This is a genomic window from Streptomyces sp. NPDC028314 (assembly GCF_055565795.1).
Window position 1 is genome coordinate 89873 of sequence record NZ_JBVHTP010000002.1, and the last position, 25814, is coordinate 115686.

Annotated in this window: 28 protein-coding genes and 2 pseudogenes; 15 read left to right on the plus strand and 15 right to left on the minus strand. The window is 70.5% G+C overall.

All coding sequences use genetic code 11. The features are described from left to right. Nucleotides 1-150 precede the first annotated feature (150 nt). The 5 genes from ACZ4TG_RS04545 to ACZ4TG_RS04565 all read left to right on the plus strand — a co-directional run bounded on the left by ACZ4TG_RS04545 (nt 151) and on the right by ACZ4TG_RS04565 (nt 4135). The gene (locus ACZ4TG_RS04545; protein WP_468159854.1) at nt 151-441 is read left to right on the plus strand and encodes a hypothetical protein; all 291 of its coding nucleotides are present in this window, start codon (nt 151-153) and stop codon (nt 439-441) included. 406 nt (nt 442-847) lie between these two features. Continuing rightward, nucleotides 848-1009, plus strand: a complete 162-nt coding sequence (locus ACZ4TG_RS04550) for a hypothetical protein (protein WP_468160462.1) — start codon at nt 848-850, stop codon at nt 1007-1009. A 369-nt stretch (nt 1010-1378) separates the two neighbouring features. After that, nucleotides 1379-2245: an RNA polymerase sigma factor SigF gene (locus ACZ4TG_RS04555; RefSeq protein WP_468160421.1), complete on the plus strand. Its 867-nt coding sequence runs from the start codon at nt 1379-1381 to the stop codon at nt 2243-2245. A 222-nt stretch (nt 2246-2467) separates the two neighbouring features. After that, nucleotides 2468-3307 carry an RNA polymerase sigma factor SigF gene (locus ACZ4TG_RS04560; RefSeq protein ID WP_468159855.1) on the plus strand — a complete coding sequence of 280 codons (840 nt, stop codon included), beginning with the start codon at nt 2468-2470 and terminating at the stop codon, nt 3305-3307. Between the two features lie 57 nt (nt 3308-3364). Next, the gene (locus ACZ4TG_RS04565) at nt 3365-4135 is read left to right on the plus strand and encodes a hypothetical protein (RefSeq protein WP_468159856.1); all 771 of its coding nucleotides are present in this window, start codon (nt 3365-3367) and stop codon (nt 4133-4135) included. 34 nt (nt 4136-4169) lie between these two features. Here ACZ4TG_RS04565 and ACZ4TG_RS04570 read toward each other — a convergent pair whose 3' ends face one another. Next, on the minus strand, nt 4170-4418 hold the full coding sequence (locus tag ACZ4TG_RS04570; RefSeq protein WP_468159857.1) for a hypothetical protein: 249 nt from the start codon (nt 4416-4418) through the stop codon (nt 4170-4172). A gap of 144 nt (nt 4419-4562) precedes the next feature. On the opposite strand from ACZ4TG_RS04570, the gene ACZ4TG_RS04575 reads away from it, so the two are divergent. Next, entirely contained in the window at nt 4563-4988 is a 426-nt protein-coding gene (locus tag ACZ4TG_RS04575; protein WP_468160423.1) for a MarR family winged helix-turn-helix transcriptional regulator, read from the plus strand. Between the two features lie 77 nt (nt 4989-5065). Then, nucleotides 5066-6646 (plus strand): annotated as a pseudogene (locus tag ACZ4TG_RS04580) (MDR family MFS transporter); the annotation flags it as partial. Between the two features lie 68 nt (nt 6647-6714). Here the strand turns inward: ACZ4TG_RS04580 and ACZ4TG_RS04585 are convergent. The 12 genes from ACZ4TG_RS04585 to ACZ4TG_RS04640 all read right to left on the minus strand — a co-directional run bounded on the left by ACZ4TG_RS04585 (nt 6715) and on the right by ACZ4TG_RS04640 (nt 18139). Beyond that, nucleotides 6715-7338, minus strand: a complete 624-nt coding sequence (locus tag ACZ4TG_RS04585; protein ID WP_468159858.1) for a TetR/AcrR family transcriptional regulator — start codon at nt 7336-7338, stop codon at nt 6715-6717. 90 nt (nt 7339-7428) lie between these two features. Next, entirely contained in the window at nt 7429-9654 is a 2226-nt protein-coding gene (locus ACZ4TG_RS04590) for a glycosyltransferase family 39 protein (RefSeq protein ID WP_468159859.1), read from the minus strand. Then, nucleotides 9651-10925: a bifunctional glycosyltransferase family 2/GtrA family protein gene (locus ACZ4TG_RS04595; RefSeq protein ID WP_468159860.1), complete on the minus strand. Its 1275-nt coding sequence runs from the start codon at nt 10923-10925 to the stop codon at nt 9651-9653. The genes ACZ4TG_RS04590 and ACZ4TG_RS04595 overlap by 4 nt, the downstream gene beginning before the upstream one ends. 25 nt (nt 10926-10950) lie before the next feature. After that, nucleotides 10951-12501, minus strand: coding sequence for a sensor histidine kinase (locus ACZ4TG_RS04600; RefSeq protein WP_468159861.1), 1551 nt, complete (start codon nt 12499-12501; stop codon nt 10951-10953). Next, nucleotides 12501-13268 carry a response regulator transcription factor gene (locus tag ACZ4TG_RS04605; RefSeq protein WP_468159862.1) on the minus strand — a complete coding sequence of 256 codons (768 nt, stop codon included), beginning with the start codon at nt 13266-13268 and terminating at the stop codon, nt 12501-12503. The genes ACZ4TG_RS04600 and ACZ4TG_RS04605 overlap by 1 nt, the downstream gene beginning before the upstream one ends. 77 nt (nt 13269-13345) lie before the next feature. Next, nucleotides 13346-14239 carry an amidohydrolase family protein gene (locus tag ACZ4TG_RS04610; RefSeq protein ID WP_468159863.1) on the minus strand — a complete coding sequence of 298 codons (894 nt, stop codon included), beginning with the start codon at nt 14237-14239 and terminating at the stop codon, nt 13346-13348. Beyond that, nucleotides 14220-14561, minus strand: coding sequence for an antibiotic biosynthesis monooxygenase family protein (locus ACZ4TG_RS04615; RefSeq protein WP_468159864.1), 342 nt, complete (start codon nt 14559-14561; stop codon nt 14220-14222). Before ACZ4TG_RS04615 ends, ACZ4TG_RS04610 begins: the two co-directional genes overlap by 20 nt. A 102-nt stretch (nt 14562-14663) precedes the next feature. Then, nucleotides 14664-15542, minus strand: a complete 879-nt coding sequence (locus ACZ4TG_RS04620) for a DUF2797 domain-containing protein (RefSeq protein WP_468159865.1) — start codon at nt 15540-15542, stop codon at nt 14664-14666. Continuing rightward, nucleotides 15539-15973 (minus strand): Lrp/AsnC family transcriptional regulator, encoded by a 435-nt coding sequence (locus ACZ4TG_RS04625; protein ID WP_468159866.1) that lies wholly within the window; start codon nt 15971-15973, stop codon nt 15539-15541. The genes ACZ4TG_RS04620 and ACZ4TG_RS04625 overlap by 4 nt, the downstream gene beginning before the upstream one ends. Before the next feature lie 164 nt (nt 15974-16137). Next, entirely contained in the window at nt 16138-16647 is a 510-nt protein-coding gene (locus ACZ4TG_RS04630; protein WP_468159867.1) for a hypothetical protein, read from the minus strand. Between the two features lie 305 nt (nt 16648-16952). Further along, a complete protein-coding gene (locus ACZ4TG_RS04635; RefSeq protein WP_468159868.1) occupies nt 16953-17321 on the minus strand; it encodes a PH domain-containing protein in 369 nt (122 codons plus the stop codon). Between the two features lie 131 nt (nt 17322-17452). After that, nucleotides 17453-18139, minus strand: a complete 687-nt coding sequence (locus tag ACZ4TG_RS04640; RefSeq protein ID WP_468159869.1) for a histone deacetylase — start codon at nt 18137-18139, stop codon at nt 17453-17455. A gap of 596 nt (nt 18140-18735) precedes the next feature. Here ACZ4TG_RS04640 and ACZ4TG_RS04645 point away from each other — a divergent pair. Next, nucleotides 18736-20226, plus strand: coding sequence for a hypothetical protein (locus ACZ4TG_RS04645; RefSeq protein WP_468159870.1), 1491 nt, complete (start codon nt 18736-18738; stop codon nt 20224-20226). Between the two features lie 242 nt (nt 20227-20468). Here the strand turns inward: ACZ4TG_RS04645 and ACZ4TG_RS04650 are convergent, their stop codons facing one another. Beyond that, on the minus strand, nt 20469-21164 hold the full coding sequence (locus ACZ4TG_RS04650) for an HAD family hydrolase (RefSeq protein WP_468159871.1): 696 nt from the start codon (nt 21162-21164) through the stop codon (nt 20469-20471). Continuing rightward, entirely contained in the window at nt 21148-22014 is an 867-nt protein-coding gene (locus ACZ4TG_RS04655; RefSeq protein ID WP_468159872.1) for a GntR family transcriptional regulator, read from the minus strand. The genes ACZ4TG_RS04650 and ACZ4TG_RS04655 overlap by 17 nt, the downstream gene beginning before the upstream one ends. 414 nt (nt 22015-22428) lie before the next feature. Here ACZ4TG_RS04655 and ACZ4TG_RS04660 point away from each other — a divergent pair, with 414 nt between their 5' ends. The 7 genes and pseudogenes from ACZ4TG_RS04660 to ACZ4TG_RS04690 all read left to right on the plus strand — a co-directional run bounded on the left by ACZ4TG_RS04660 (nt 22429) and on the right by ACZ4TG_RS04690 (nt 25807). Then, nucleotides 22429-22899, plus strand: coding sequence for a transcriptional regulator (locus ACZ4TG_RS04660; protein ID WP_468159873.1), 471 nt, complete (start codon nt 22429-22431; stop codon nt 22897-22899). Nucleotides 22900-22988: 89 nt separating this feature from the next. Further along, nucleotides 22989-23258 carry a DUF6284 family protein gene (locus ACZ4TG_RS04665; RefSeq protein ID WP_468159874.1) on the plus strand — a complete coding sequence of 90 codons (270 nt, stop codon included), beginning with the start codon at nt 22989-22991 and terminating at the stop codon, nt 23256-23258. Then, complete coding sequence (locus ACZ4TG_RS04670; RefSeq protein WP_468159875.1) at nt 23255-24091, plus strand: DUF2637 domain-containing protein; 837 nt, start codon at nt 23255-23257, stop codon at nt 24089-24091. The genes ACZ4TG_RS04665 and ACZ4TG_RS04670 overlap by 4 nt, the downstream gene beginning before the upstream one ends. Before the next feature lie 44 nt (nt 24092-24135). Continuing rightward, nucleotides 24136-24513: pseudogene (locus ACZ4TG_RS04675) on the plus strand (DNA cytosine methyltransferase); the annotation flags it as partial. Nucleotides 24514-24888: 375 nt separating this feature from the next. Then, complete coding sequence (locus ACZ4TG_RS04680; protein WP_468160464.1) at nt 24889-25074, plus strand: hypothetical protein; 186 nt, start codon at nt 24889-24891, stop codon at nt 25072-25074. Nucleotides 25075-25147: 73 nt separating this feature from the next. Beyond that, entirely contained in the window at nt 25148-25420 is a 273-nt protein-coding gene (locus ACZ4TG_RS04685) for a hypothetical protein (protein ID WP_468159876.1), read from the plus strand. Nucleotides 25421-25435: 15 nt separating this feature from the next. Further along, nucleotides 25436-25807: a DUF6251 family protein gene (locus tag ACZ4TG_RS04690; protein WP_468159877.1), complete on the plus strand. Its 372-nt coding sequence runs from the start codon at nt 25436-25438 to the stop codon at nt 25805-25807. The last annotated feature ends 7 nt before the right edge of the window (nt 25808-25814 follow it).

The window sequence follows — 25814 nt, forward strand, 5'->3', positions numbered from 1 at the left end:
GGTCGGGGCTCTCGGCGTTCCCCGGCAGGTTCAGCTCCTGGTCCGCGGCCCCGTCCGCCGCCTCGCGCACCGCCTCGTCCGCCGGGCGGTGTCGGCGTCTCTCCGGGGGACACCCGCGTGACCGGCCGCCCTCTCGGCCGTTGTCACGGCATGACCAAGACCCAGCGCATGCTCGCCGCCTTCGCCCTCGCGGGGGCCGCCGCGGGCCTCGCCGCACCCGCCGCCTCCGCCGCGCCGATCGCCCCGCTCACCCTCCCGGACCTGCCGACGGCGGCCCCGGGGATGCCGCAGGGGGCCACGCCCGCTTCCGTGCAGGAGATCGGCGCGAAGCTCAGCGAGGGGGCGAACCAGCTCAACCAGCTCATGGAGCTGCCGAACCAGCTGGCGCCCGTGATCGCGCCCGTCCAGCCGATCACGGACCTGGCGGGCGGCCTCGGATAGCCGTCACCGGATTCGAACGCTTCAACGCCCCGACGCCCGGCCGGACGGTATCGAACGCGAAGAAGGCCCCGACCACGGGTCGGGACCTTCGACGTCGGGACGGGGGAAGTGGCATCGGGGGGACAAGCCACTTCCCCCGGCGAGGACGGAACCTGCCAGCCCGAGCCGCAGTCAGGGGGGAAGCCCGCGGCTCGGACCCCGCAGTGAGGTCCTGTCCCTCGCCCACCGATTTCCTGCCAGAACCGGTGGGCTCGTCTTCAATCCTGCGCCTCCCGGACCCCGGTGCGGTCCGGCAAAGGGCCCGGACGGCCGGGTCATTGGTCCTTAAAGGGCAGGTGAGTGTCCAAAGTTGACCGGTTAGACTCACCCGACTTAGCAGGACCGGTTGGGGAGGCCGACACCGCTCGTGGACACCAAGAAGATCATCATGGGCGCGCTCGTCGTCTTCGTGCTCTACGTGATCATCACCCAGCCGGTTAAAGCTGCAGATTTCGTACAAATAGGCTTCCAGGGAATCTCGGATGCCGCCTCCGGTATCGGCGAGTTCATGACCGAACTGGTGCGCTGAGCCCGTACGCTGAAGCGGATTCCGGACTTACCGGCCCCCCACTCCGACGGGTGGGGGGCCTTTTGCGTTATCTCCGTTCGAACTGAATGCCCGCATATGCCCAACTTGCCCTCAACACGGCGATATACGGTGCTTGCACACAGTGCACATCTCTTGTGATGCTATGACCGCTTTTGACGGATAGTTGACTGAAGGGGTGGCGTGACCGTGCCGGCCAGTACTGCGCCTCAGGTGCCACCCCAGCAGGACCCCCAGGAGCCCCAGCACGCACAGAGCCTCCCGGGTCCGCACGCCCCCGGCCCGCAGGGCCCGCACGCCGCGGCCCAGACCCAGCAGGACGCCCAGGTGCCCCCGCAGCAGGACTCGCCGTTGGAACCCGGTGCGGAGCCCCCGGCGGGATCTCCGGCGGGATCCCCCGCGGGGGATCCCGCGCAGCCTCCCCAAGAGCCTCCAGCCGCCCCGAGACCGCCGAGCCGGGGCGCCGACACCCGGGCCCTCACCCAGGTGCTGTTCGGGCAGCTGAAGGGGCTGGAGCCGGGCACCCGCGAGCACGACCGGGTGCGCGGGGCCCTCATCGAGGCCAACCTTCCGCTCGTCCGGTACGCGGCCGCCCGCTTCCGCAGCCGCAACGAGCCGATGGAGGACGTGGTCCAGGTCGGCACGATCGGGCTCATCAACGCGATCGACCGCTTCGACCCGGACCGCGGGGTGCAGTTCCCGACCTTCGCGATGCCGACCGTCGTGGGCGAGATCAAGCGGTACTTCCGCGACAACGTCCGCACCGTCCACGTCCCGCGCCGCCTCCACGAGCTGTGGGTACAGGTCAACGCGGCCACCGAGGACCTCACCACCCTGCACGGCCGCACCCCCACCACCCCCGAGATCGCCGAACGGCTGCGGATCTCCGAGGACGAGGTGCTGTCCTGCATCGAGGCGGGCCGGAGCTACCACGCAACCTCGCTCGAGGCCGCACAGGAGGGCGACGGCATGCCCGGACTGCTGGACCGCCTCGGCTACGAGGACCCCGAGCTGGCCGGCGTCGAGCACCGCGACCTCGTACGCCACCTCCTCGTACAACTGCCCGAGCGCGAGCAGCGGATCCTCCTCCTGCGGTACTACAACAATCTGACCCAGTCGCAGATCAGCGCTGAGCTGGGCGTATCCCAGATGCACGTGTCCCGGCTGCTCGCCCGGAGCTTCGCCCGCCTGCGATCCGCAAACAGGATCGAGGCTTAACCGGAACGGGTGGAGATCGCCCGACGCGTTTCCCGACAGACCGGGCTCATTCCGCTCTGTCGCTGGAGATACATGTCGACATGGCGCTACAGCGTGTTGCCGACATGTGACATTCTGCTGGAACCGCGTTTGCCGCAGCCCCGCCTCCGGTATTCAGGTGGAGGCTGCGTTCCTCCGACGGGCGCGCAGAGACGCGACCGTCCGCGACCTCAAGGGGGTGGCATGTCCGTAGACCAGGGCAGCTCACAGGTGCTCACGCTCGTCAAGCGTGAAGTGCCGGCAGTGTCCAACCGCTCGGAAGCCATCGACACCCGCACCCTCTCCCGCTCCCTCTTCCAGCGACTTGCCGCCCTGGACGCGGACAGCCCCGAACGGGCGTACGTACGCGACACCCTGATCGAGCTGAACCTTCCGCTGGTGCGCTACGCGGCGGCGCGGTTCCGCAGCCGCAACGAGCCGATGGAGGACATCGTCCAGGTCGGCACGATCGGCCTGATCAAGGCGATCGACCGGTTCGACTGCGAACGCGGGGTCGAGTTCCCGACCTTCGCGATGCCGACCGTCGTGGGCGAGATCAAACGCTTCTTCCGGGACACCTCCTGGTCCGTGCGCGTCCCGCGCCGCCTCCAGGAACTCCGGCTGGCGCTCACCAAGGCCAGCGACGAGCTCGCCCAGAAGCTGGACCGGTCCCCGACCGTGCCGGAACTGGCCGCCGTGCTCGGCGTCTCGGAGGAGGACGTAGTCGACGGCCTGGCCGTCGGCAACGCCTACACCGCCTCCTCGCTCGACTCGCCCTCCCCGGAGGACGAGGGCGGCGAGGGCTCGCTCGCGGACCGGCTCGGATACGAGGACACCGCGCTCGAAGGTGTCGAGTACCGCGAGTCCCTCAAGCCTCTACTGGCCAAACTCCCGCCCCGCGAACGGCAGATCATCATGCTGCGGTTCTTCGCCAACATGACCCAGTCGCAGATCGGCGAGGAGGTCGGCATCTCCCAGATGCACGTCTCCCGGCTGCTGACCCGCACGCTCGCGCAGCTGCGCGTGGGCCTCATCGGCGAGTAGCGGATTATCCGGCGCCGCCGGGTTCCCAATTGACGGAGCGTCAGGAACACTGGCGCGATGCGAACGGGAACCCGCACGGTGCCGGCCCTCGCCCTGTGCTGCGCGGCCGCCGCCGCGGTCCTCACCGGCTGCGGCGGACCGGCGCGCGGCGGCTACGTGGCCGTGGGCGCGGCCGCCCCCGGCCCGGAGCGGGGCGCGGGGGAGAACGTACCGCCGCAGGGCCGCGTGGAGTTCCAGCAGCTCGGCGCCCCGCCGGTGACGGGCCCGTCCTCCGCCTCCACGAGTACGTCGCCCAGCGCGGCGGCCCCACAGGCCCCGGCCGACTCCACCCCGGCCGGCCCAGCCCCGGGCGGACCGACGGCCACCGCGCCCGGCGGCTCCGCACCGGCCCCCGGCACTCCGCCTGAACCCGGGCACACCACCACGGCCCCCGGGAGCACCGGCACGCCCGGGCTCCCGCCCACCGGGCCGGGCACCACCGCCCCGGCGCCGGCGCCGACCCCGCCACCGGCCCCGGCCACCCCGGCGAAGCTGGTGCTCAGCGCCCCGGCCCGGGCCGCGGCCACGGACCGCTGGTGCGAGAAGGTCACGGTCGCCTTCGCCAACACCGGGACCACGGCGGCCCGTTCGGGCACGGTCAGCTTCGCGACGCACATCATCGGCGCCCTCGGCGTCGACTGGGCCACCCTCACGACGACCCAGCCCCTGCCCGCCCCGATCGCGGGCGGGACGACGAAGACGCAGACCTACACGGTCTGCGTCGAGTCCTGGCGAGTGCCGCTGGGCATGCACGTGGACACCCGGAAGGTCACCGCGACCTGGAGCTAGCGGGCGCACTGCCGGGCGACTTCGTGCCGGGCGGCTATCCCAGCGCCAGCCAGACCACCACGCCGACCACCAGCACCGCCGCCAGGCCCAGACCGAGCCACAGCCCGGTCTTCGAGCCGGCCTGCTGCCGCTGGACCCGCTGCTGCCGTCGGCCGCCGGTGGGGCCGGCTCCCGGCCCGGGTGCCGCGGGAGCGGACTCCTCGACGAACGCCCTGAACATCTGAGTGCTGCCCGCGGGGTCGTAGTCGCCCTCGGGACCGGGTGAGTTGTGGTTCGCAGCCATGGCTCCGCACCCTAGCGGGTTTTCCGATTCCTTTACCGCGGGACCCCCCGGATTCATTTGCCTGTAGCAACCATCCGCTTCTATGGTTGCCCTAAGCAACAAGATGGGGGCTGTCCGGTGACCAGTCCGGTGACCACACGGACCATCACGGCGACGACCCGGTACGAGGAGCTGGCCAATCAGCTCACGGGCATCGGCGCGGTCAAGCGGGACCTCTCCAGGATCCTGCCCCCCGACTGCCCCGCCGGCGCCGCCGCCGTCCTCACCGTCCTCGACCGGCACGGGGAGATGCGGCTGAGCCGGCTCGCCGAGCTCATGGCCGTAGACATCTCGGTGAGCAGTCGCCACGTGGCCCACGTCGCGGAACGCGGCTGGATCGCACGCGAACCCGACCCGGGAGACGGCCGCTGCCGGATCCTGCGCCTCACCCCGGCCGGCCGCGCCCTGCTCGGCGAACTCCGCGCCCGCTACAGCGGCGCACTGGAGAAGGCCCTGGCCGACTGGCCGGCCGAGGACATCGACGTACTCAACACGCTGCTGGCCCGACTCCGATCGAGCTTCTGGCACTAAGGAAACACATGGCGACGACCACACCCACCGGTGTGCGGGGAGACGGCCGGCCGGAGACCACGTCCGACGCCGCACCCATGACACACCCGCAGATCATGAAGGCGCTGTCCGGGCTGATGCTCGGCATGTTCGTGGCGATCCTGTCCTCCACGATCGTCTCCAACGCGCTGCCCCAGATCATCAGCGACCTCGGCGGCACCCAGTCCTCCTACACCTGGGTCGTCACCGCCGCCCTGCTGTCGATGACGGCCGCGACCCCGCTCTGGGGCAAGCTGTCCGACCTCTTCAGCAAGAAGCTGCTGGTCCAGATATCCCTGGTGATCTACGTACTCGGCTCCGTGGTCGCGGGCCTGTCCCAGAACACCGGCACGCTCATCGCCTGCCGCGTCGTCCAGGGCATCGGCGTCGGCGGCCTGTCCGCCCTCGCGCAGATCGTGATGGCCGCGATGATCTCCCCGCGCGAGCGCGGCCGCTACAGCGGCTACCTCGGCGCGGTCTTCGCCGTCGCCACCGTCGGCGGCCCGCTGCTCGGCGGCGTCATCACCGACACCGACTGGCTCGGCTGGCGCTGGTGCTTCTACGTCGGCGTGCCCTTCGCGGTCATCGCCCTGATCGTCCTCCAGCGCACCCTGCACCTCCCGGTGGTCCGGCGCGACGTCAAGGTCGACTGGCTGGGCGCCTTCCTGATCAGCGGCGCGGTGTCGCTGCTGCTGATCTGGGTCACCCAGGCCGGTGACTCGTACGACTGGATCTCCTGGACCACGCTGGCGATGACCGGCGGCGCGCTGGTGCTCGGCCTGCTCTTCGTCCTCGTCGAGTCCCGCGCGAGCGAGCCGATCATCCCGCTGCGGCTGTTCCGCAACAAGACCATCACCCTCGCCTCGGCCGCCTCCCTGTTCGTCGGCATCGCGATGTTCTCGGGCACGGTCTTTTTCAGCCAGTTCTTCCAGCTGGCCCGGGGCGAGTCCCCCACGATGTCCGGAATCCTGACGATTCCGATGATCGGCGGGCTCTTCGTCTCCTCCACCCTTTCCGGTGCGGTGATCACCCGGACCGGAAAGTGGAAGGCCTGGCTCGTCTCCGGCGGCGTCCTCCTGACCGCCGGCCTCGGCCTGCTGGGCACCCTGCGGTACGACACCCCGTACTGGCAGATCGCGATCCACATGGCGCTGACCGGCCTCGGTCTCGGCATGATGATGCAGAACCTGGTCCTCGCCACCCAGAACCAGGTGGCCCCCGAGGACCTGGGCTCGGCCAGCTCCGTCGTCACGTTCTTCCGCTCGCTCGGCGGCGCCATGGGCGTCTCGGCGCTCGGCGCGGTCATGGCCAACCGGGTCACGCACTACGTCCAGGACGGGCTGGCCGCACTCGGGCCGAAGGCCGCGGCGATGAGCCCCGGCGGCGCCGCCGGGGGCGGGATCCCCGACCTCGACAAGCTGCCCGCGCCGATCCGCACGGTGATCGAGTCCGCGTACGGACACGGCGTCGGCGACGTCTTCCTGTACGCGGCCCCGTTCGCGCTGCTCTCCCTGCTGCTGGTGGTCTTCATCAAGGAGGTCGCGCTGAAGTCGAAGCCGGCCGCCCCCGCCCCGACGGCCGGGGAGGGCGCGACGGCCGCCGACTCCCCTGCCCCCAAGGCCCCGGCCGACGCTTCGGCCCAGGTCTGACCCCGCGTTGTACGGGGGTCGGGCGCGGGGCCTTGGGTGCGGGGCCTTGGGTGCGGGGCTCAGGCCCCGGGCGGCTTCGCCGACTTGGCTTCGATGCCCGCGATGAGGACGTCGAGGGCATGGCCGAAGTCCCGTTCGGACGCCCGCCGGACCGTGCCTCCGCACCCGTGCAGGAACTGCGAGACGGCCAGGTGCGCGCCCGCCCGGCAGCCGTCCGCCAGCCCGGTGGCGTCGAGCAGGCGCTGCAGGGCGGCGTCGAAGGCCCGGGCGTGCGGCCCGATGTTCGGGTAGGCGGCGGTCAGCGGAGCCACCCACGGGTGTTCCGCCAGCAGCCGCCGGTAGCCGCCGGCCAGCACCCGCAGCCCGGCGGGCCAGCCGCCGGGCTCCGATCCGGCGGGCAGGGGCTGCTCGCCCAGGACCGTGTCCAGGGCGAGTTCCAGCAGATCGTGCTTGGTGTCGACGTACCAGTACAGGGACATCGCGGTGACCCCGAGTTCGGCGGCGAGCCGGCGCATCGAGAACCGGGCCAGCCCCTCGGCGTCGAGCAGCCGCACGGTGGCGGCGGTGATCCGGTCCCGGTCGAGCCCGGAGGGCGCCTCGCTGCGGCGTCTGGCGGGGGCGGCGGGCCTGGCGGCCAGCCACACGCTGGTCCGGGTCTCGCCGGGATCGGCCTCGGTCACCATGGAGGCACCCTCCTCACGACAGGTGGATCAGCCCGGAATGCCCGGTCCGCCCTCTTGATGCTAGGGGGTGCCTCTGGGGTTCCGGTCGGATCAGGACGTGCCGGTGCTGCCGGATACCGGGGTGGTCAGGTCGTAGAAGGTGGCTCCGCCGACCGTGCCCGCCTTGAAGTTGGCCTTCACCCAGCTCTCGATGGCGCTGCTCGTGCCGCCGCCGGGACCACCCGCGCCGCCTCCGCCGCCGGGGCCGCCGGCCGCGCGGTTCGTTGCCGGTGTCTCGCCCGTGCCGCCGCCCGTGGCCCCGCCCTCGGCGCCGCCCTGGCCGATGAACCAGTGGATCTTCCCGGCCTTCACGTACGCCTTGAACTGCTCCAGGGTCGGCGAGGGGTCGCTGCCGTTGAAGCCTCCGACCGGCATCACCGCCGCGCCCGAGGCCAGCTGGTAACTGGCCGCGTTCTGCGAGCCGATGGCGGCCGCCGCCCAGGTGTACCGCCCCGCGTCGGCGCGCAGGGCGGCCCGGGCCTCGGCGCTCGCCTTCGTACCGTTCAGCAGTCCGCCGGGTCCGCCACCGCCCGGGCCGTTGCGAAGCCGCTCGGGCTGTCCGGCCCGGCCTCCGGGGACCTGTCCGCCGCCGGCCGGGCCGCCGACCGGGGCCTGACCGCCCGGGGCCTGGCCCGCCTGCGCCCGGCCGCCGCCGCCCGGCATCATGCCCTGCCGGCCCTGCGGGGCGCCGCCCTGCGGGCCCGGCTGGCCGGCCCCGCCCGGAGCGTAGAACGCCCGCATGCCCTGACCGCCCGGGCCGCGTCCCCCCGCTACCGCCGGACCGGCCGTCACGATGGAGCCCGTGTGCGGGGTGTTCACGGTGGTCAGGCAGTACGCCAGGGGCCCGGCCAGCGCCGCGCCGAGCCCGACCCCGGCCACCGCGAGCAGCGCCCGGCGGCCCAGCCGCGTGGCGAACGGCAGCAGGGCCGCCGATCCGAGTCCGGCCGCCAGTACGGTCCAGCGCAGCCACGGCAGGTAGCCCTCGGCGCGGCCGAGGAGCACGAAGGCCCAGTACGCGGTGAGCGCGAGCGTCCCGGCGAGGGTGAGGGAGGCGGCGCGGCTGCCCCGCTCCTCCCACAGCACCGCGACGCCCATGCCGACCAAGGCGGCCACGAAGGGGGCCAGTGCGACGGTGTAGTACTCGTGGAAGATGCCCTGCATGTAGCTGAAGACCAGCGCGGTGATCAGCAGTGAGCCGCCCCAGGCCAGGAACGCCGCGCGGGCCGTGCTCTCCAGCGAGTCGGTGGTCCGGCGGGCCCGCCAGGTGATCACCAGGCCGGCCACGAGGAAGACCAGGGCGGCCGGCAGCAGCCAGGAGATCTGCCCGCCGATGTTGGCCGAGAAAAGCCGGTCGATCCCGGTCTCGCCCCAGCCTCCGCCCCCGCCTCCGCCGGGGCGTGCGCCCCCGCCGACGCTGCCGGTCTCGTTGCCGTTGATCCGGCCGAGGCCGTTGTAGCCCAGGGTCAGCTCCAGGAAGGAGTTGTTCTGCGAGCCGCCGATGTACGGGCGGGACGCGGCCGGCCACAGCTCCACGACGGCCACCCACCAGCCGCCGGCCACCACCATCGCCAGCCCGGCGAGCAGCAGCTGGCCCAGCCTCCTGCGCAGCCGCGTCGGTGCGCAGACCGCGTACAGCAGGGCGAGCGGCGGCAGGATGACGAAGGCCTGGAGGGTCTTGGTCAGGAAGGCGAACCCGACCGCGACACCCGCCCAGACCAGCCACTTGGTGCGCGCCCCGTCGAGGGCGCGCAGCACGCAGTGGACCGTGACGGTGAGCAGAAGGGTGAGCAGCGCGTCGGGGTTGTTGAAGCGGAACATGAGCGCGGCGACGGGCGTCAGCGCGAAGGCGGCGCCGCTGAGCAGGGCGGCCACGGGTCCGAACTGGCGGCGTACGGCGGCGTGGAGGACGGCGGCGGTGCCCACGCCCATCAGGGCCTGGGGGACGAGGATCTGCCAGCCGCCGAGCCCGAAGAGCCGGACGGACAGTGCCATCGGCCACAGGGCGGCCGGGGGCTTGTCGACGGTGATGGAGTTCCCGGCGTCGGAGGAGCCGAAGAAGAAGGCCTTCCAGCTCTCGGAACCGGCCTGGACGGCCGCGGAGTAGAAGGAGTTGGCGTAGCCGGAGCTGCCCAGGTCCCACAGCAGCAGGAGGCCGGTGGCCAGCAGCAGGACCGCGTACGCGGGACGCTCCCAGCGGGGCCGGTCCGCCACGGCCGCGGCCGCGGCCGGCGGCGCCGGTGGGGTGGGCGGGAACAGGGGGACTGCGGCCGTGGTCATCGGGTCTCGTCCTTCGCGGGTACGGCGCGCCGCTCGGGGAAGACCCAGGCGCGGAAGAGCAGGAAACGCAGCACGGTGGCGGCGAGGTTGGCGGTGATCAGCACGGCGAGTTCGGTGCTGTGGGCGGGGCGGGCGCTGGCCGCGCCGAGGGCGGCCAGCGAGCCGCTGGTCAGCGCCAGCCCGATGCCGAACACGACCAGCCCCTGCGCCTGGTGGCGCACCACGCGGGCCCGGCCGCGCACCCCGAAGGTGAGCCGGCGGTTGGCGGCGGTGTTGGCCACGGCCGACAGCAGCAGCGCGGCCGCGTTGGCGCTCTGGGGCCCGGCCGCCGACCGGAAGGCGGAGTACAGCAGCAGGTAGAGCAGGGTGCTCAGCAGTCCGACGGCGCAGAAGCCGAGGAGCTGGCGGGTCAGCCCGCGCGGCACCCCGGGCAGGGCGGTGCGGTCGCGCGGATCGTCCCCGAAGGGGCGGCCGAGCCGGTCGAGCGGCAGCGCGCCGACGGCCAGCGCCCGGCCCACCCGCCAGACGCCTCTGAGGTCCTCGGCGGCGGTGCGGGCGATGTGGACGGTGGAGTCGGGGTCGTCCACCCAGTCCACGGGCACTTCGTGGATCCGCAGCCCGGCCCGCTCGGCGAGCACCAGCAGTTCCGTGTCGAAGAACCAGCCGGAGTCCTCCACCAGCGGCAGCAGCCGCTCCGCGACCTCCCGCCGGATGGCCTTGAACCCGCACTGGGCGTCGCTGAAGCGGGCGGCGAGGGAGGAGCGGAGCAGCAGGTTGTAGGCGCGGGAGACGAACTCCCGCTTCGCGCCGCGCACCACGCGCGAGGAACGGGCGAGGCGGGTGCCGATGGCGAGGTCGGAGTGGCCGGAGATCAGCGGGGCGACCAGCGGCAGCAGTGCGTTGAGGTCGGTGGAGAGGTCGACGTCCATGTACGCGAGGACGGGTGCCTCGGAGCTGGACCAGACGGTGCGCAGCGCGCGGCCCCGGCCCTTCTCCTCCAGGCGGGTGCTGCGTACGCCGTCGACGGTGGCGGCGAGGGCGGCCGCGACCTCGGGGGTCCGGTCGGTGCTCGCGTTGTCGGCGACGGTGATGCGGAAGGGGTAGGGGAACGTGCGGGTGAGGTGCTCGTGCAGCCGGCGCACGCACGGGCCGAGGTCCTTCTCCTCGTTGAACACCGGTATCACCACGTCGAGTACGGGCACACCGGGCACGGGCGCGAGGGGCGCCCGGGCCGGGAGGGCGCCGGGACCGGGAGAGGCGTCGGTTGGCATACGAAGACCCTCGCGGGGCGGGCTGTCACCGCTGTGTGGTGAGCCTGTGCCCCGTCTGTGAGTCCGCGGCCGCGGTGAGGGGCAGCCGTACCTCGAAGCGGGTGCGGCCCGGCCGGCTCTGTACGTCGACCTGCCCGCCGTGTGCCGAGACCACGGCCTGGACGATGGCGAGCCCGAGACCGGTGGAGCCCGCCGCCCGGGAGCGGGAGGCGTCACCGCGCGCGAACCGCTCGAAGACGTGGGGGAGCAGCTCGGGCGGGATCCCGGGTCCGTCGTCCTCGATCCGCAGCCGGACGGCCGATGTTTCACGTGAAACATCGGCGGTGACGGTGGTGCCGGGCGGGGTGTGGGTGCGGGCGTTGGCGAGGAGGTTCACCAGGACCTGCTGGATCCGGGCCGGATCGGCGCGGATCGGCGCGGGCTCGTCCGGCAGGCGCAGCCGCCAGTGGTGCTCGGGCCCGGCTGCCCGGGCGTCGCTGACGGCGTCGACGACCAGCGGGGCCAGATCGGTGTCGGTGGCTCCGGTGGACAGCGGCCGGCCCGCGTCCAGCCGGGCCAGCAGCAGCAGATCCTCGACCAGGCCGGTCATCCGGGTGGCCTCGGACTCGATCCGGCCCAGGGCGTGCCGGGTGTCGGGGCCGGGCTTCTCGTGGCCGCGCCGGGTGAGTTCGGCGTAGCCGCGGATGGAGGCCAACGGGGTGCGCAGTTCGTGGCTGGCGTCGGCGACGAACTGGCGGACCCGCATCTCGCTCTGCTGCCGGGCCGTGAGGGCGGAGGAGACGTGGCCCAGCATCCGGTTGAGCGCCGCGCCGACCTGCCCGACTTCGGTGCGGGGGTCCGCCTCCGCTTCGGGTACCCGCTCGTGGAGGGCGGGTTCGCCGCTGTGCAGGGGGAGTTCCGAGACCCGGGTGGCGGTGGCGGCGACCCGGTGCAGGGGCCGCAGGGCCACGCCGACCAGGGCCTGCCCGGCGAGGGAGGCGGCGATCAGCCCGGCCACGGTGACGAAGACCTCCACCGCGATCAGGGTGTGGACGGTCGAGTCGACGTCGCTGAGGGGGAAGCCGAGCACCAGGCTTCCGTCGGCGGCGGTCAGCACCCGGTAGCCGCCGAGTTCCGGCAGTTCCACGTCCATCGGAGCGGTGGGTCGCTGTGCGGCCTTGCGGGCGGCCTGCGCCAGGGCCGTCGCCTGCGCCTCGGTGAGCGGCTGGCGGTGGTCGAGGTCGGGCCCGCCGACGGCCGCGCTGCGGCCGGTGCCGACGACCTTGCCCTCGGAGTCGAGCCGGATCCCGGCTGCGCCCAGCGGGCTGCCCGGTGCCAGTACGAAGTTCAGGCTGTTCTCCCGCGTGGCCTTTCCGGCGCCGGGAGGGCGGGTGGCCATGTCCACGGAGACCCGGAGCTGGTCGTCGAGTTTGTCGACCAGGTTGGAGCGCAGCGCGAGGGTGGTGACGGCCCCGATGGCGGCGCCGACGACCGCGATCAGCGCGACCGCCGACAGGACGAGCCGGGTCCGCAGCGACCAGGGCCGGCGGGAGCGGCGCGGGCGCGGCAGTGGGCGCGCGGGGAGCCGTACGGGCACTAGTCGGCCGGCTTGATCAGGTAGCCGGCGCCGCGCCGGGTGTGGATCATCGGGGGCCAGCCGGGCCCGCTCTCCAGCTTCCGGCGCAGGTAGGAGATGTACAGCTCGACGACGTTGGCCTGGCCCCCGAAGTCGTACGACCACACCCGGTCCAGGATCTGCGCCTTGCTCAGCACCCGGCGCGGATTGCGCATCAGGTAGCGCAGCAGCTCGAACTCGGTGGCGGTCAGGTGGACCTCCTGGCCGCCCCGGGTGACCTCGTGGCTGTCCTCGTCGAGCCGCAGATCCCCCACGGCCAGGACCGAGCCGCCGCGTGCGGCCTGCGCCGCGCCCGAGCGGCGGACGAGGCCGCGCAGCCGGGCCACGACCTCCTCCAGGCTGAACGGCTTGGTGACGTAGTCGTCGCCGCCCGCCGTCAGGCCCGCGATGCGGTCCTCGACGGAGTCCTTGGCGGTCAGGAACAGCACCGGTACCTGCGGGAGCTCCCGGCGGAGCCGGCCCAGCACGGCCAGCCCGTCCATGTCCGGGAGCATGATGTCGAGGAGCACCACGTCGGGGCGGAACTCCCGGGCCGCGCGGACCGCGCCGGCCCCGTCCCCGGCGCTGCGGACCTCGCAGCCCTCGTAGCGCAGGGCCATGGACAGGAGCTCGGAGAGCGCGGCCTCGTCGTCGACCACGAGCACCCGGCAGGGGCCGCCATCGGGCCGGACGAGGGCCGTGTGGCCGCCGGTGGACGTGGACGCGTGGGAGGTGGTCGTCGCAGTCATGCGTACACGCTGGCCCGGGCCTCTGAGAGCGTTCTTGCGCCTACCTGTGAATTTCCTGAGAAACCGGAGTGGGCGGCTCAGGCCAGTCGGAACAGCCGGGCGGCGTTGTCGTGGCAGACGGCGCGCAGCCAGTCGTCCCCGAGCCCGAGCCGTTCCAGGGCGGCCAGCTGGTGCTCGTAGGGGTAGGGGATGTTGGGGAAGTCGGTGCCCAGCAGGATGCGGTCCCCGAGGTCGGCGAGCCGCCCGAGTTCCCCGGGAGGAAAGCCGCTGATCTGCTCGGCGAAGTCGGTGAAGGCCATGGTGGTGTCCAGCCGGACCTCGGGGTGGCGGTCGGCCAGGTCGAGGAAGTCGGTGTACTCGGGCATCCCCATGTGCGCGATGACCAGCCGCAGCCGGGGGTGCCGGGCCAGCAGCCGGGCGATCGGTTCGGGCCCGGTGTGCTTGCCCGGGACGGGCCCCGAACCGCAGTGGATCACGATGGGGATCGCGGCCTCGGACAGCAGCCCCCAGACCGGGTCCAGCCGGTCGTCGTTGGGGTCGTACCCGCCGACCTGGAGGTGCGCCTTGAAGACGCGGGCCCCGGCTTCGACGGCCTGGGCGGTGTACGCGGCCACGCCCTCCTCCGGGAAGAAGGTCGCGGTGTGCAGGCAGTCGGGGGTCCGGGCGGCGAAGCCGACGGCCCAGGAGTTGAGCCAGGCGGCCATCGCGGGCTTGTGCGGGTACAGCATCGCGGTGAAGGCCCGGACGCCGAACTCCCGCAGCAGCGCGACCCGCTGCTCCTCCTCGTGCCGGTAGGTGATGGGCCACTCCACACCGGTCAGCGGGCCGAATCCGTCGAAGTAGTCCCACACCTTCGCCAGGACCCGCTCGGGCATGAAGTGCGTGTGCACGTCGACCAGTGCGGGCAGCCCGAGCCGCTCCCGGAAGGCGCGGACGGCCTCCGCCGTCGTGTCAGCGGCCGCCGCGGACAAAGCCGTGGCTCCGTTCGACCGTCGCGACGTGCAGGGTGTAGCTCTCGTACCAGTCGGCGCGGCCCTGCTTCATGGCCGCCTGGTGCTCCAGGTCCTCCCGCCAGGCGGTCAGGGACTCCTGGTCGCGGAAGTAGGCGACGGTGATGCCGAGACCGCCCGGGGTGCGCGCGAATTCGTAGCCGAGGAAGCCGGGGTTGGCCTGGACGATCTCGTTCATCCGGGCGTTCGTCTCCGGATAACCGGTCTCGTCAGAGGTGCGGACATTGCTGAAAACGGCCATCAGATACGGCGGTTCGAACGCCGGTACGGGCTGGATGCTCATGCCCACCACCCTCTGCGGCGGGCCCCGGGCATGTCCACCGGAAAGTGGCCCGGGAGGCCAAAGGGATCCAAGTTTTGACCTGGGCCGTCCCGTCGGCGCAGGTCAGAACAGACCGTCCTGCCCGGCGTCGGCAGGAGCCGCGATCCCGGCCACCGGCACCCGCGCGCCGTCGTCGGCGCCCGGTGCGGCCAGCTCCCACCCGGCCAGCAGCCGGGTGTCCACCACCAGCCCGTCCGCGAAGTGCAGATCGGGCCCGGCCGCGCCCGCCAGCACCCCCGCCACGACCCCGCCGGGCACCATCTCCGTGATCACCCGCGCCGCTTCGGGCAGCCCGCCGAGGCCGAACGGCACCGCGTGGTCCGCGACTTCGCAGCCGATCCGCTCCAGCGACTCCGGCCAGCCCGGCAGCGCCGCGGCGCGGGCGTGCAGTTCGGCGACCTCCCGGGCCCGCTCCGGCTGCGGCGGCAGGTGGGCCCGTACCGCACGCTTGCGGGCGTACGCGATCCGGTCGGGCACCCCGAGGGCGGCCCGCAGCAGCTCCTCGGTGCGCCGGGCGGCCATCAGCGGGCCGCGCCCCAGCCAGGCCCAGGTCACCGCCCCCTGCTCCAGCAGCCGGGCCGGGCCGCGCTCCTCGGCGGTGATGCCGACCTTGACCAGGCCGGGCCCGAACCACGCCAGGTACACCCGGTAGGTGCGCGGGTCGGCGGCGTTGGTGTCGGCGGCCACCGAGAAGGACCGGTCCAGCCGGGCGCACTCGGGGCACTGGGCGCTCCCGGTCCGCCCGGGGACGGGCCGGCCCGTGGGGCACGGGGTCAGCTTCCCGGCGCGCCGCACGCCCAGGCAGTGCCGCTCGCCCCGGGCGGCGAAGGCCAGGTCCCGCCCGTAGGCGAGCACGCTGGAGCGCTCCGCGCCGCCGGGTCCGTACCAGCCGATGCACGGGTGGCCGTCCTTCCACCGGATCCCGGTGCACCACCAGGTCACAGCGGCAAGGGCCGTTCGAAGAAGGTCTCCAGGACGACGGTGGCCTGCGTTCCGCTGACGCCGTCGATGGCGTAGAGGCGGCGCAGCACGTCCTGGAGCTGCTCGGTCGTCGCCGAGCGGACCTTCACCAGCACCGATGCGCTGCCGGCGATGATGTGCGCCTCCTGGATCTCGGGAATGGCGGCGAAGGCGTCGGCCGAGTCCCCCATCCAGGCGTTGGAGTCCACCATCACGTAGGCGAGCACCCCGCTCCCGACGGCGGCCGGGTCCACGTCGACCGTGGTCCGCCGGATGACCCCGCGCTCGCGCAGTTTCCGTACGCGCTCGTGGGTGGCGCCGGCGGAGAGGCCGACGGCGGTGCCGAGGGAGGCGTAGGACTGGCCCGCGTCCTGCTGGAGGCGCAGGACGAGCGCCCGGTCGATATCGTCCACGCGATCTTCCTCTCAGGTGCCCGTCGGGCTCTCGGCTGCCCGTGGGGCTTGCGAGGACGGTACCTGATCCTGCGATCCCGCTGCCGTGCCGAACACGATTCGGCAAGAGGCCGGGCCCGTGCGGCCTGACGCTCCGTCGGCTCATGTGCGGAACTGCGCCGTGCTCACTTGCAGAACTGCGCCAGCGCGGCTTCGGCGCCCGCGTTGTAGCCCCTCTCGTAGTCCGGGTCCAGCGGGGCGACGCCCTGCAGCGGCGCTTCCTTCTTGCAGTCCGCCTTGGTGTCGGCCTTTCCCTGCCGGAAGCCCTTGTTGAACTGGTCCTGCTTGTCCTTGTCCTCGGCCTGCTTGACCGAGCCGCACGAGACCCTGTGCTGGCCGCCCTGCCTCGCGGTGACCGGGAGTTCCTGCGGGACGGCGTGCACGACGGCCGTGCCGTCGGCCTCGACGGTCACGGTGAGCGAGTCCTGCGTGCTCTTGAACGTCACCTCTTCTCCCGGCTTCAGTCCCCGGGCCGTGACGACGAGGTCCTGCGCGTTCTCGGGGTTCTTCGTCACGCTGCACGAAGCGGCGGGCGCCGCGGCCTGGGCCGGTCCCGTCAGGAGCGCCGCCGAGCCCAGCGCCAGGGACGACACGATCACAGGCATGAGCGCGGCCCGGGCGATACGTCGGTTCATGGTTCCTTCTCCCGTCCTGGAGCCGACGGGCAACCTCGCGCGGGGCCGCGGCACGGACCGGGCAGGACGGGGAACGCCCCTGGGACGGCAGCCGCGCCTGGGCGCGGCGCGGCCCGGGGCCCCGAACAGGGCCGGTCCGTCGAGCAGACCCCTGAGGGGCGGGCCGTTGTCCCGGCCCCGCATCTCCGGACGGCCGCCGCCAGCCGGCGGCGGCCTGGGTGACCTCAATCGGCCCTTCCATCCTCCCGCCGCCCACTCACCGTGTCGACCGGGGGCGGGGGGTGCGGCGGACGGCGGACGGCGGCCTACCGGGCGACGAACTGCGTCAGGATCGCCTGCACCTCGTAGATGTTGACGCCCTTGGTGAAGGTCTTCTCCACCGTCGGGGTCGCGCTGCCCGATATCCAGATCTTCAGCTCGGCATCGAGATCGAAGTGCCCGGCGGTCTCCACCGAGAAGTGCGTGATGCTCCGGTACGGGATGGAGTGGTACTCCACCTTCTTGCCCGTGATCCCCTGCTTGTCGACGAGCACCAGCCGCCGGTCGGTGAACAGGATGGTGTCGCGGATCAGCAGGTACGCGGCGTGGACCTGCTCCCCCTGGCCCAGCAGCTTCGCGTAGTCCCGCTGCGCCGACACCGGATCGGTGGTGTGCGCGTTCCCGAACAGACCCATGGAACTCCCCCTTCGAAGACCTCAACGATCTCCCCAGGCTAGCCAGCCCGCTCGCACCCGCCCTCGTCCACCAGGGCGACCTCCACCCGGAGATCCCCCGGAGATCCCCGCGCCCTGCCGACCCTCTCCGATCAGGTCCGGCCGCCGCGCGGCCGAGGTGCCGCGAGCAGCTCCAACACCTGCGCCGGGGTCCAGTTGCCGGCCGCACCGGGGCAGGCGCACAGGTAGTCGGCGATGTCGCCCTCCTCCCAGGGCCCCGACTCCAGCAGACCGCCGGCCAGGTACCGCAGGTACGCGGCGGACGGCATGAAGGGCTCGACGTCGCCGAGGGCCCACGGGGCGGTGAACGTCAGCACGGGGACGCCCTCGATCGTCCCCGGGCAGATCAGGGTCTCGTACCGGCCCGGGCCCAACTCGTCGCGCCCCTTCCGCAGGACCCCGGCAAGATCCAGATCGGCCCCCGGCTCCCGGTACATCTCCTGCGCGGCGATGTCCGACATCTGGCCGACGGTCACCAGGTGGGCGCGCGCCCTCGTCCGGCCGGGTGCCGTCGGGTCGTAGAACGCCCGGCCCCCGGCCCACACCGGGGACTCGGTGGCGAAGTACAGGCGGCCCTGGAGCTCGACGGCGATCGACCGTTCCGGGGCCCGGTGGTCCCGGCACCCCGGATAGCTGCGCGTCGCACCGGGCGGAGTACCGCCCGCGAGGTAGGCGGCCAGCCGGTCCATGTGCATGTTGGAGCCGTAGGACGCGTACCAGACGCGCTCGGGAACGGCGGGGGCTGCGCCGGTCCGCGGGACCGCGGTGTGGACGGTCATGCTCTGTTCCTCCGCCTGAAGGAGCCGGGGGGCGTGACGTCACCCGTTGACGCCAGAAGCCCCCCGGGATGATCCCGGGGGGCTTCTGGTCGCTGTGCACTCGGCAGGATTCGAACCTGCAACCTTCTGATCCGTAGGCGGGTGCGGTCCTCGCTTGAAGCCTGCAGAAGAGCCGATCCGTGGCTGCTACGCCTCGGATGAGGGATCGAGCTGGGCGTCCGAGTACGCCGGCGTCTGCTGACGTTGATGTCAGACGCTGATGTCAGCCGGTTGACATCGACTATGAGTCATCGTCGCTGGTGACGCAGGAGCAGGAGGGCGAGCGCGAGGAGAAGACAGAACGCCGACGCTTCGGTGGTGTCGTCAGACACCAACTCGCCGATCAAACTCAACAACACGACAGCGGTGGGGGTCTCGTCCGGCGTCTGGGGCTCTCCATCACTCGTAGGCATGTTCTAACGACTCCTCAAGTAGGCCTGGCTCATGTGAGTTGGGCTCGCTCGTTGAGATTCGCCGCTCGATGGGGTGTTGCCGCTACTGTCACGCGTTGCCGATACTTGCAACAGTTCACACCCGCACCACGGAGGGGGCAGCAGTTGAACTCCGAGCTGCAGCAGATCAGCGACGAAATATCACCAGAGGCGCGAGCCCTAGCTCAACATCTCCGCGATCTATTCCGCCCCTTGCAGGTTTCGGTACGACGCTATGCAACCCGCTGCCACAGCGACCCCGGTACGGTATCCCGCTACCTAAACGGCACCCGCATCCCGCCGTGGCCCTTCATTCACGGCCTGCTCACAGAGGTAGGGGTGGTGCGGCAGGTGCCCCTCCTCGGCGAAGTCGTTAACCACACGCGTGAGCTCCATCGGGCAGCGTTGCGGGTCAGCAACATGAGCCGCTACGAGGTACAGAACCTCCAGGACCAGCTCGAAGAGGCGGACCGAAGCCACCGCCGGGCCGAAATCAGGGAACAGGCCCTCCTCGAAGCGTTGCAAGCTCGGCAACACCGCATCGCTGAACTAGAGGTCTGCTTGCGCGAGCTGGAGGGGGCAGAGGCACACCGACAGTCGGCACTTCAGCGGCTCGAATCCAAAAACGAGAGCGCGCAGGACGAGATTTTGCGCCTGCGGCAAGAAATCGACAATCTGCAGGAAGAGCTAGCGCGCGCAAGGGAAATCGCTCAATCCGCCCAAGAGCGATGCAACACGCTTGAAAGCCAACTGGAAAGCGCCGAAATAGCCGCCGAATCGGGAAACGAATTCCGCGACGTAGAAACCCTGAACAATGCACTACAAGAGGCGGCCGAAGCGAACTCTAGAGCCGAGAGTCTGCAGCGAGAGCTAGATCGCTTGACGCGGAGAAATCAGACAACCGATTTCACTGGATCGGACGCGGCAGAACTAACACTTTCTCCACCAGAGCTCGCAATAGCCCTGCTCAGCCAGTCGACTCGGAGAACGGACGTTGAAATGCGCATGCTGGCTAGAGCCATCGGACGGAACTACCCCCAGACCGGCGTGGCCGAACTCATCCGAGAGCTCAGGAACAGGCACGAACGCGACTTAAGCTCGCAGATCTGCGTGCATTTCGCAAATCGCGGACCAGATGAGGCGTTTGGCCTCATGAGGGATCTGGGCTGGGATTTCAGGACAATCGACGATAGGGCGCTGACAGAAGACATCCTCGTTTGGTTCACCTGGAATGCCAGCCTGCGCGACATCCTAAAAATGATCGATAGACTCTCAGAGATTCCATCCGGGGAGCCAATCCGCATCGTCTTCAAAGCCGTTGCCCAGCGCAAAGAGCATTTCGAACTTACCGAGTTGATCGGCTCTTTGACTCCAGAGCATCAGCAAATCATAATTGGCAGCATCGCGGCGGACAGGGCAGCAAATAAGATACCGGGCCTTCTATCCGGGTTGCGCGACGCGGGCCAAGGGCAGCTTGCAGACAGACTAATCAAGGAGATCGAGCGTAGCGCGAATCCAATCGAACCATTGCTGGAGTGTTTTAAGGCCCTAGGGGCTAACGGAGAAAGAGACCTACTTCTGCTGCAGCAAGCCAGGCAGGCGCGTTCCACCAATTAGATTTCTGACTCATCTTGCTTAATCTGCAGCATCAGCCCCGAGACTGCTCCTCGGTCTATTGAGGCCAGCTCGCCTAATCTGACCCTTCCGGATATTGATCGACGTATCGAATCACGATGGCGGCATGAATTCGGAGAGAGACAGTCAGGATCGTTGACCCGCGTCGGGAGTAAGAATCTGTGGGATGGCACACCATCAGTCAGGCTCGTTAGTCGGTAGCGGGCACCCAACGGCCCTGCTGCCTAGCGGCTTCCGAGAGCGTCGGCGATCTCCCTCATCCCGAGCACCACAGCGTCTGCACCTGCATCTTTCAAAGACGCTCGCTTGTGGGGCTTGTTCGCGTACCCGACACTCCGCGCCCCAGCTGCGTTCGCAGCCTCGATGTCCGTGATGGAGTCACCCACGAGCACTGTCAAGTGGGGTGCCACCCCAAAGGCTGAGGCGGCGGTCAGCAGCGGATGAGGGGAAGGCTTCATGAGGTCAGGCCGCAGCGGCGAGCGTCCAATGACTACGTCCACAAACACCGCCAACCCTCGCACGGTCAGATACTCCCGGATGCACTCGGCTGAGTTGTTGCTCACGATTGCCACATGCTGGCCTGCCTCGCGCGCTGCCTGCATAGCCTCGACGGCGCCAGCCGTCGGACCCCCGGATGCCTTTACTGCCCGGATCTCTGCTGCGGTAAGGGCTGCCTCCACCGCTGCCAGGACTGTGCTCCCCCCCTCTCGTGAGAGGCGGTGAACTTCCATCGGGTCGTCCGTAGCCAGTGCAGGGGCCGCAAGCACGGGCGCCAACACAGAGACAAGGGAGCCTAGTTCGTCGGCAATAGCAGGCGCCGGAACGCCGTGGAACACGTCACACACGGGCCCGTCGAAGTCGAAGAGAATCGCTTTCGACGCGCCGAGTACAGCGCCTAGCGAGTCAGCTGGCGTCGGCATTGGCGTCCCTTCCAATCGTTTCCCACACGCTGTCGAACCACATGCGGGCCTGGTCTACTTGCTGCGCTCCACTGGATGAGTCGCCGTCGTTAAGCGAGTAGTGGAAGAGGATCGTGTCTTTGCCGACGAGGTCGTAGATCTCGATGGCCTCCCCCTTCGCAACCACCTTGTTCGGGCGGATCGGGTAGTACCCGAAGAAGGCATCCTCGTTGTTGATCACATACAGCTTGAAGAACTGGGTTCCGCTGTGGACCCGCACATCGACGGTGCTCTCCTGAACGAGGCCGAGGTGACTGAGCTCGCTTATGGCGTCGGTGATGCTGCGCGTATAGCCGACCATAATGTCGTGCATGCGGGCGCGAAGCCGCGGGTCGTCGCCACAGTCGTCGCGGCGCACTGGAGCTGCCTGCGGTACGGCCATGTCGGGGACCAGGATGCGGATTCGGATGCTCGACGGCGCCAGGCGGCCCACGCGAATCTTGTCGAGAGGCTCTTGCAGTGCACCATGCAGGGTCTCGCTGGAGAAGCCCGCGAAGTCGATCGTGACATTGCGACTGGCGAAGGCCTGCTCAACATAGGGCCGCAGCCCGGCCGGCCGCTCGGTGCGACTCCGAACGAACACCCCGCTGCCCTTCCGGGAAACTACTAGGCCTTCGTCTTCGAGATCCCGCAGAGCCCGCTGAATCGTGGCACGGGCGAAGCCGTAGTGATCCGTCAGCATCTTGTGCGACGGAAGTCGCTCACCAGGAGCCAACTTCCTCGTTCGGATAGCCGCGCCGAGACTGCGCGCGACCTGCTCGTACGGCGGTCGATCGTCGTCCGGGTCCAGCGGTTCAGGCGCAAAGGTCATGCCTCGATGTTACGACCAACCTGACTATTTGGGCAGCCTGGCTAACCATCTCTTGACGTGGCTAGCCAGGCTGGCTACGTTGTACTCGTGCCCACCGGGCTAGCCAAGTTGGTCAGGCTAGAACGGGTGTCTTGCGCCTATCGGTGCTGGTCAGGGTGCCGAGGCCTTGCGGCCGAGGGTGCCGGATCCCTTGTCAACCGGACGGCGAGTCTCTGCCTACCCCTGGGAGCACGCTCCCGGAAACGGACAACTAATGCACTTGATTCAACGCTCAGCCTTCCGGGCCTCGGCCCGGCCGGTTGCCTCCTCCGCCCGTCCGGCGCTTCGGCGTCGCACGGGGCGGGGTCGAGGGGAGCCGGGGCCCGTTCGTCCGGCCGGTTTCCGCATCTTCGACTGCTCTCGTCTGGAGTCCTCGTGCACGCTGCAACGTTCGCCGCTGTCTTCGCTGCCTTGTACGTCGCTCACAGCGTGGGTGACCACTGGGTGCAGTCCTCCTGCCAGGCCGCCGACAAGGGCAAGCCCGGCTGGACGGGCCGCCTGGCGGACACCCGGCACGTGGTGGGTCTGACCGTCACGAAGCTGGTGGTTCTCCTGCCGGTCGCCTTACTGCTCGACCTGGACCTGACCGCGGCCGGCCTGGTGGTCGGTCTGGGGCTGGATGCGGTCACCCACTGGTGGGCCGACCGCCGAAGCACGCTCGCCTGGCTGGCCAAGGTCGCCGGCAAGGGCGAGTTCTACAGCCTCGGCACCCCCGCCCACCCGGTGCACCCGGTCGCCGCCGCCGGTACTCCCGCGGCTCATCTGGGGACCGGCGCCTACGCGCTGGACCAGTCCTTCCATCACGTGTGGCTGCTGGTTGCCGCGCTGATCATCGCCACCGTCTGACCCGCAGCCTCACCGAACATAGCGCGGCCCCCGGCGCTGGAACGCCGGGGGCCGCTGAGTCCCGTTCCTCTCTCGAAGGAGCAAGACCCATGAAGCCCATCGTTGCACTTCACAGCCTCGTTACCCTCCTGCCCGTCGACCTGGAGCCGACGGACGCGGAGCTGATGGCGATCGAGATCGAGTTGCCGCTGATCCTGGCGGAACGCGACCTCTTGGACGCGCAGATCGGGACGCTGGACCGCACGCCCACCGAGGTCGACCGGCAGCGACTGCGCCGGGCCCGCCGGCGCGTGCTGGCCGAGTGGACCGCGCTGGAGAACCGGGCCGGCCACCTCCCGTCCTCCGGTGACGCGGCATGAACCGCACAGCGAAGATCGCCCTCGTTCTCGCGCTGGTCGTCGTGGTCGCCATGGCCTTCCGGGTCTCCTGGAACGCCTTGCGGGACATCGCGAAGGCCATCGGCGCCGACGACGTCGCGGCGACCCTGTACCCGTTCGTGGTCGACGGCCTGATGGCCCTCGCCCTGGTGGCCGCCCTCGTGCTGACCAACGAGGCCCGCAAGTTCGCCTTGCGGGTTCTTGCCGGGTACACCCTGGCGTCACTGGTCCTGAACTACGTTCACGGACTCCTGCCGGAGCTGCATGCCGAGTCGATCGGCTGGAGTCGACTGGCCGAGGGGAACCTGACGAGCTGGGCTCTCGTGCTGCTGGCGACGTCGCTCCCGGTCGGGTCGATCTACTTCGGCTCCGACCTCGTGGCCAAGGTCCTTCACCACCGCCCGACGGTCGAGCCGGTAGAGCAAGAATCCACCCACATCCCCGTATATCGGTCTACCTCTGAACAGGTCGAACCTCAGGTTGAGCTGCCTGAGCAAGCGGGGGAGGTGGACTCTTCCCTCGTCGTGCCGGTGGAGTCGATCGAGGTGCGTCCGCTGGTGGCGGTGGCTGCCGAGTCGACGCGTCCGCGTCGGGCGACCGGTCGAGTCCCCGCGGTCGCCCGATCGAGTCGACCGGTCCGCTCGGAGGTCGAGTTGTTGGCTGAGGCGCGGAGTCTGACGGAGTCGTGGCCGGTCGAGAAGCTGACCGGCGAAGGGATCCGCAAGGCTCTGCGTACGTCGCCGGCGAAGGCCCGGATCGTGCGCGAGACGTTGAAGGCCGAACGTGAGCGGGATGCCGCGGCGGTGGCCGGATGAGCCTGCGGATCGGCTCTCTGTGTACCGGTTACGGCGGTCTCGACATGGCCGTCCACAACGTGTTCGGCGGGTCTGCCGTGTGGGTGTCGGACAACGATCCCGGCGCCTCTCGCATCCTCGCCCACCACTACCCGCAGGTCCCAAACCTGGGGGACCTGACCGCGGTCGACTGGGATCGGGTCGAGCCGGTCGACGTGGTGTGCGGGGGCTATCCGTGTCAGCCGTTCAGTTCCGCGGGGAAGCGCAAGGGAGTCGCCGATGACCGGCACATCTGGCCCTACATCGCCCGTGCCCTTGGCGTTCTTCGACCCCGCCACGCGGTCTTTGAGAACGTCGCAGGGCACCTTTCCCTCGGATTCGCCACCGTCCTCGCCGACCTTGCCGCCCTCGGGTTCGATGCACGGTGGACGTGTGTACGCGCATCCGACGTCGGCGCCCCCCACCAACGCAACCGCCTCTTCCTCCTGGCCACTGCTGCCGACCCTGCGCACCTCGGACACCAACGGGGCGGGGCACCACGGCACGGGCGGCCTGGACCTGCGGACCACGGTGCGGCTGTTGCCGACGCCGGCGGCGCGGGACGGACGCTCGGGCAAGTCCAACCTGATGGACCGCAACGCCCGACCGCTCAACGAAGTGATCGTCAACCTGCTCCCGACACCGACCGCGGCGGACAGCGAACGGCGATCGGCGACGTTCGGGCGGGGGAACCCCGCGCTGACTGGGGCGGTTACGGTCCCGCGATCCGCAGGTGGGAAGCCGTTCTCGACCGTCCCGCTCCCCGGCCAACTGACCCTGTGGGACGCCTGAACCCGGTCCTGGTCGAGTGGTTGATGGGCCTGCCCGAGGGCCACGTCACCGACGTCCCCGGACTCTCCCGCACGGCCCAGCTCAAGGCCTTGGGGAACGGGGTCGTCCCCCAGCAGGCGACCGCCGCGCTTCACGCCCTCATGGAACCGGTCGGCGCGGCCGCAGCCGCCTGAACCTCGCATCCGCAACTCTGCGCCGACGTAGACGGCGCTTCCGTCACTTGACCTGCCTCCAAGGAGTCCGCTCATGCGTTCCGTCACCCTGTACAGCCTGATCCGCTACTCCGGCCGCTCCAACGTGGCCAAGTGGCGCCCCGAGCCGATGACCGCCGATACCGCCCGCCGCTGCATCCGGCGTGGCCGCCGCAGCAAGGCTGCGATCAGCCTCTACGAGACCACCGACCGGCAGGGCGTCCCCCTGCACGTCGCGCACGTCCACTTCGGCCCGCAGCACTTCTGGGGGGCCGACTTCGTCACGGACATCTACGAGATCCCCACGACCGCCCTGATCGACCTCTGAGAAGGGGGACCGCCCGTGAATCACCTGCCCGAACCCGCCCGCGTCGTCCAACTCCCGGACGGCCGCCACGTCTACGCCGACCAGCTCCCCGAGACGTACACCGGCCCCCAGGTCGTACACCAACACATCCACCAGGCCGCCCCCGACCGGACGGTTCAGCGCCTGGCGCTCGGTTCCGGCGTCGGCGCCGGGGCCGTCGCGGCCGGCGTGTACTTCGGCCCGCTGCTGATCGCCGCACTGACCGCCATGGCCGCGAACATCGCGTTCCTGGCCTTCCTCGCCCTGGTCCTCGGCTGGGGCGTCCACACCGTCGTCAAGGCGGTCGGTGGCGAGGCCGGCACGCAGGCAGCGAAGAACGTGCGCAAGGCCCGCCGCAAGCGCGGCTAACCCCCTC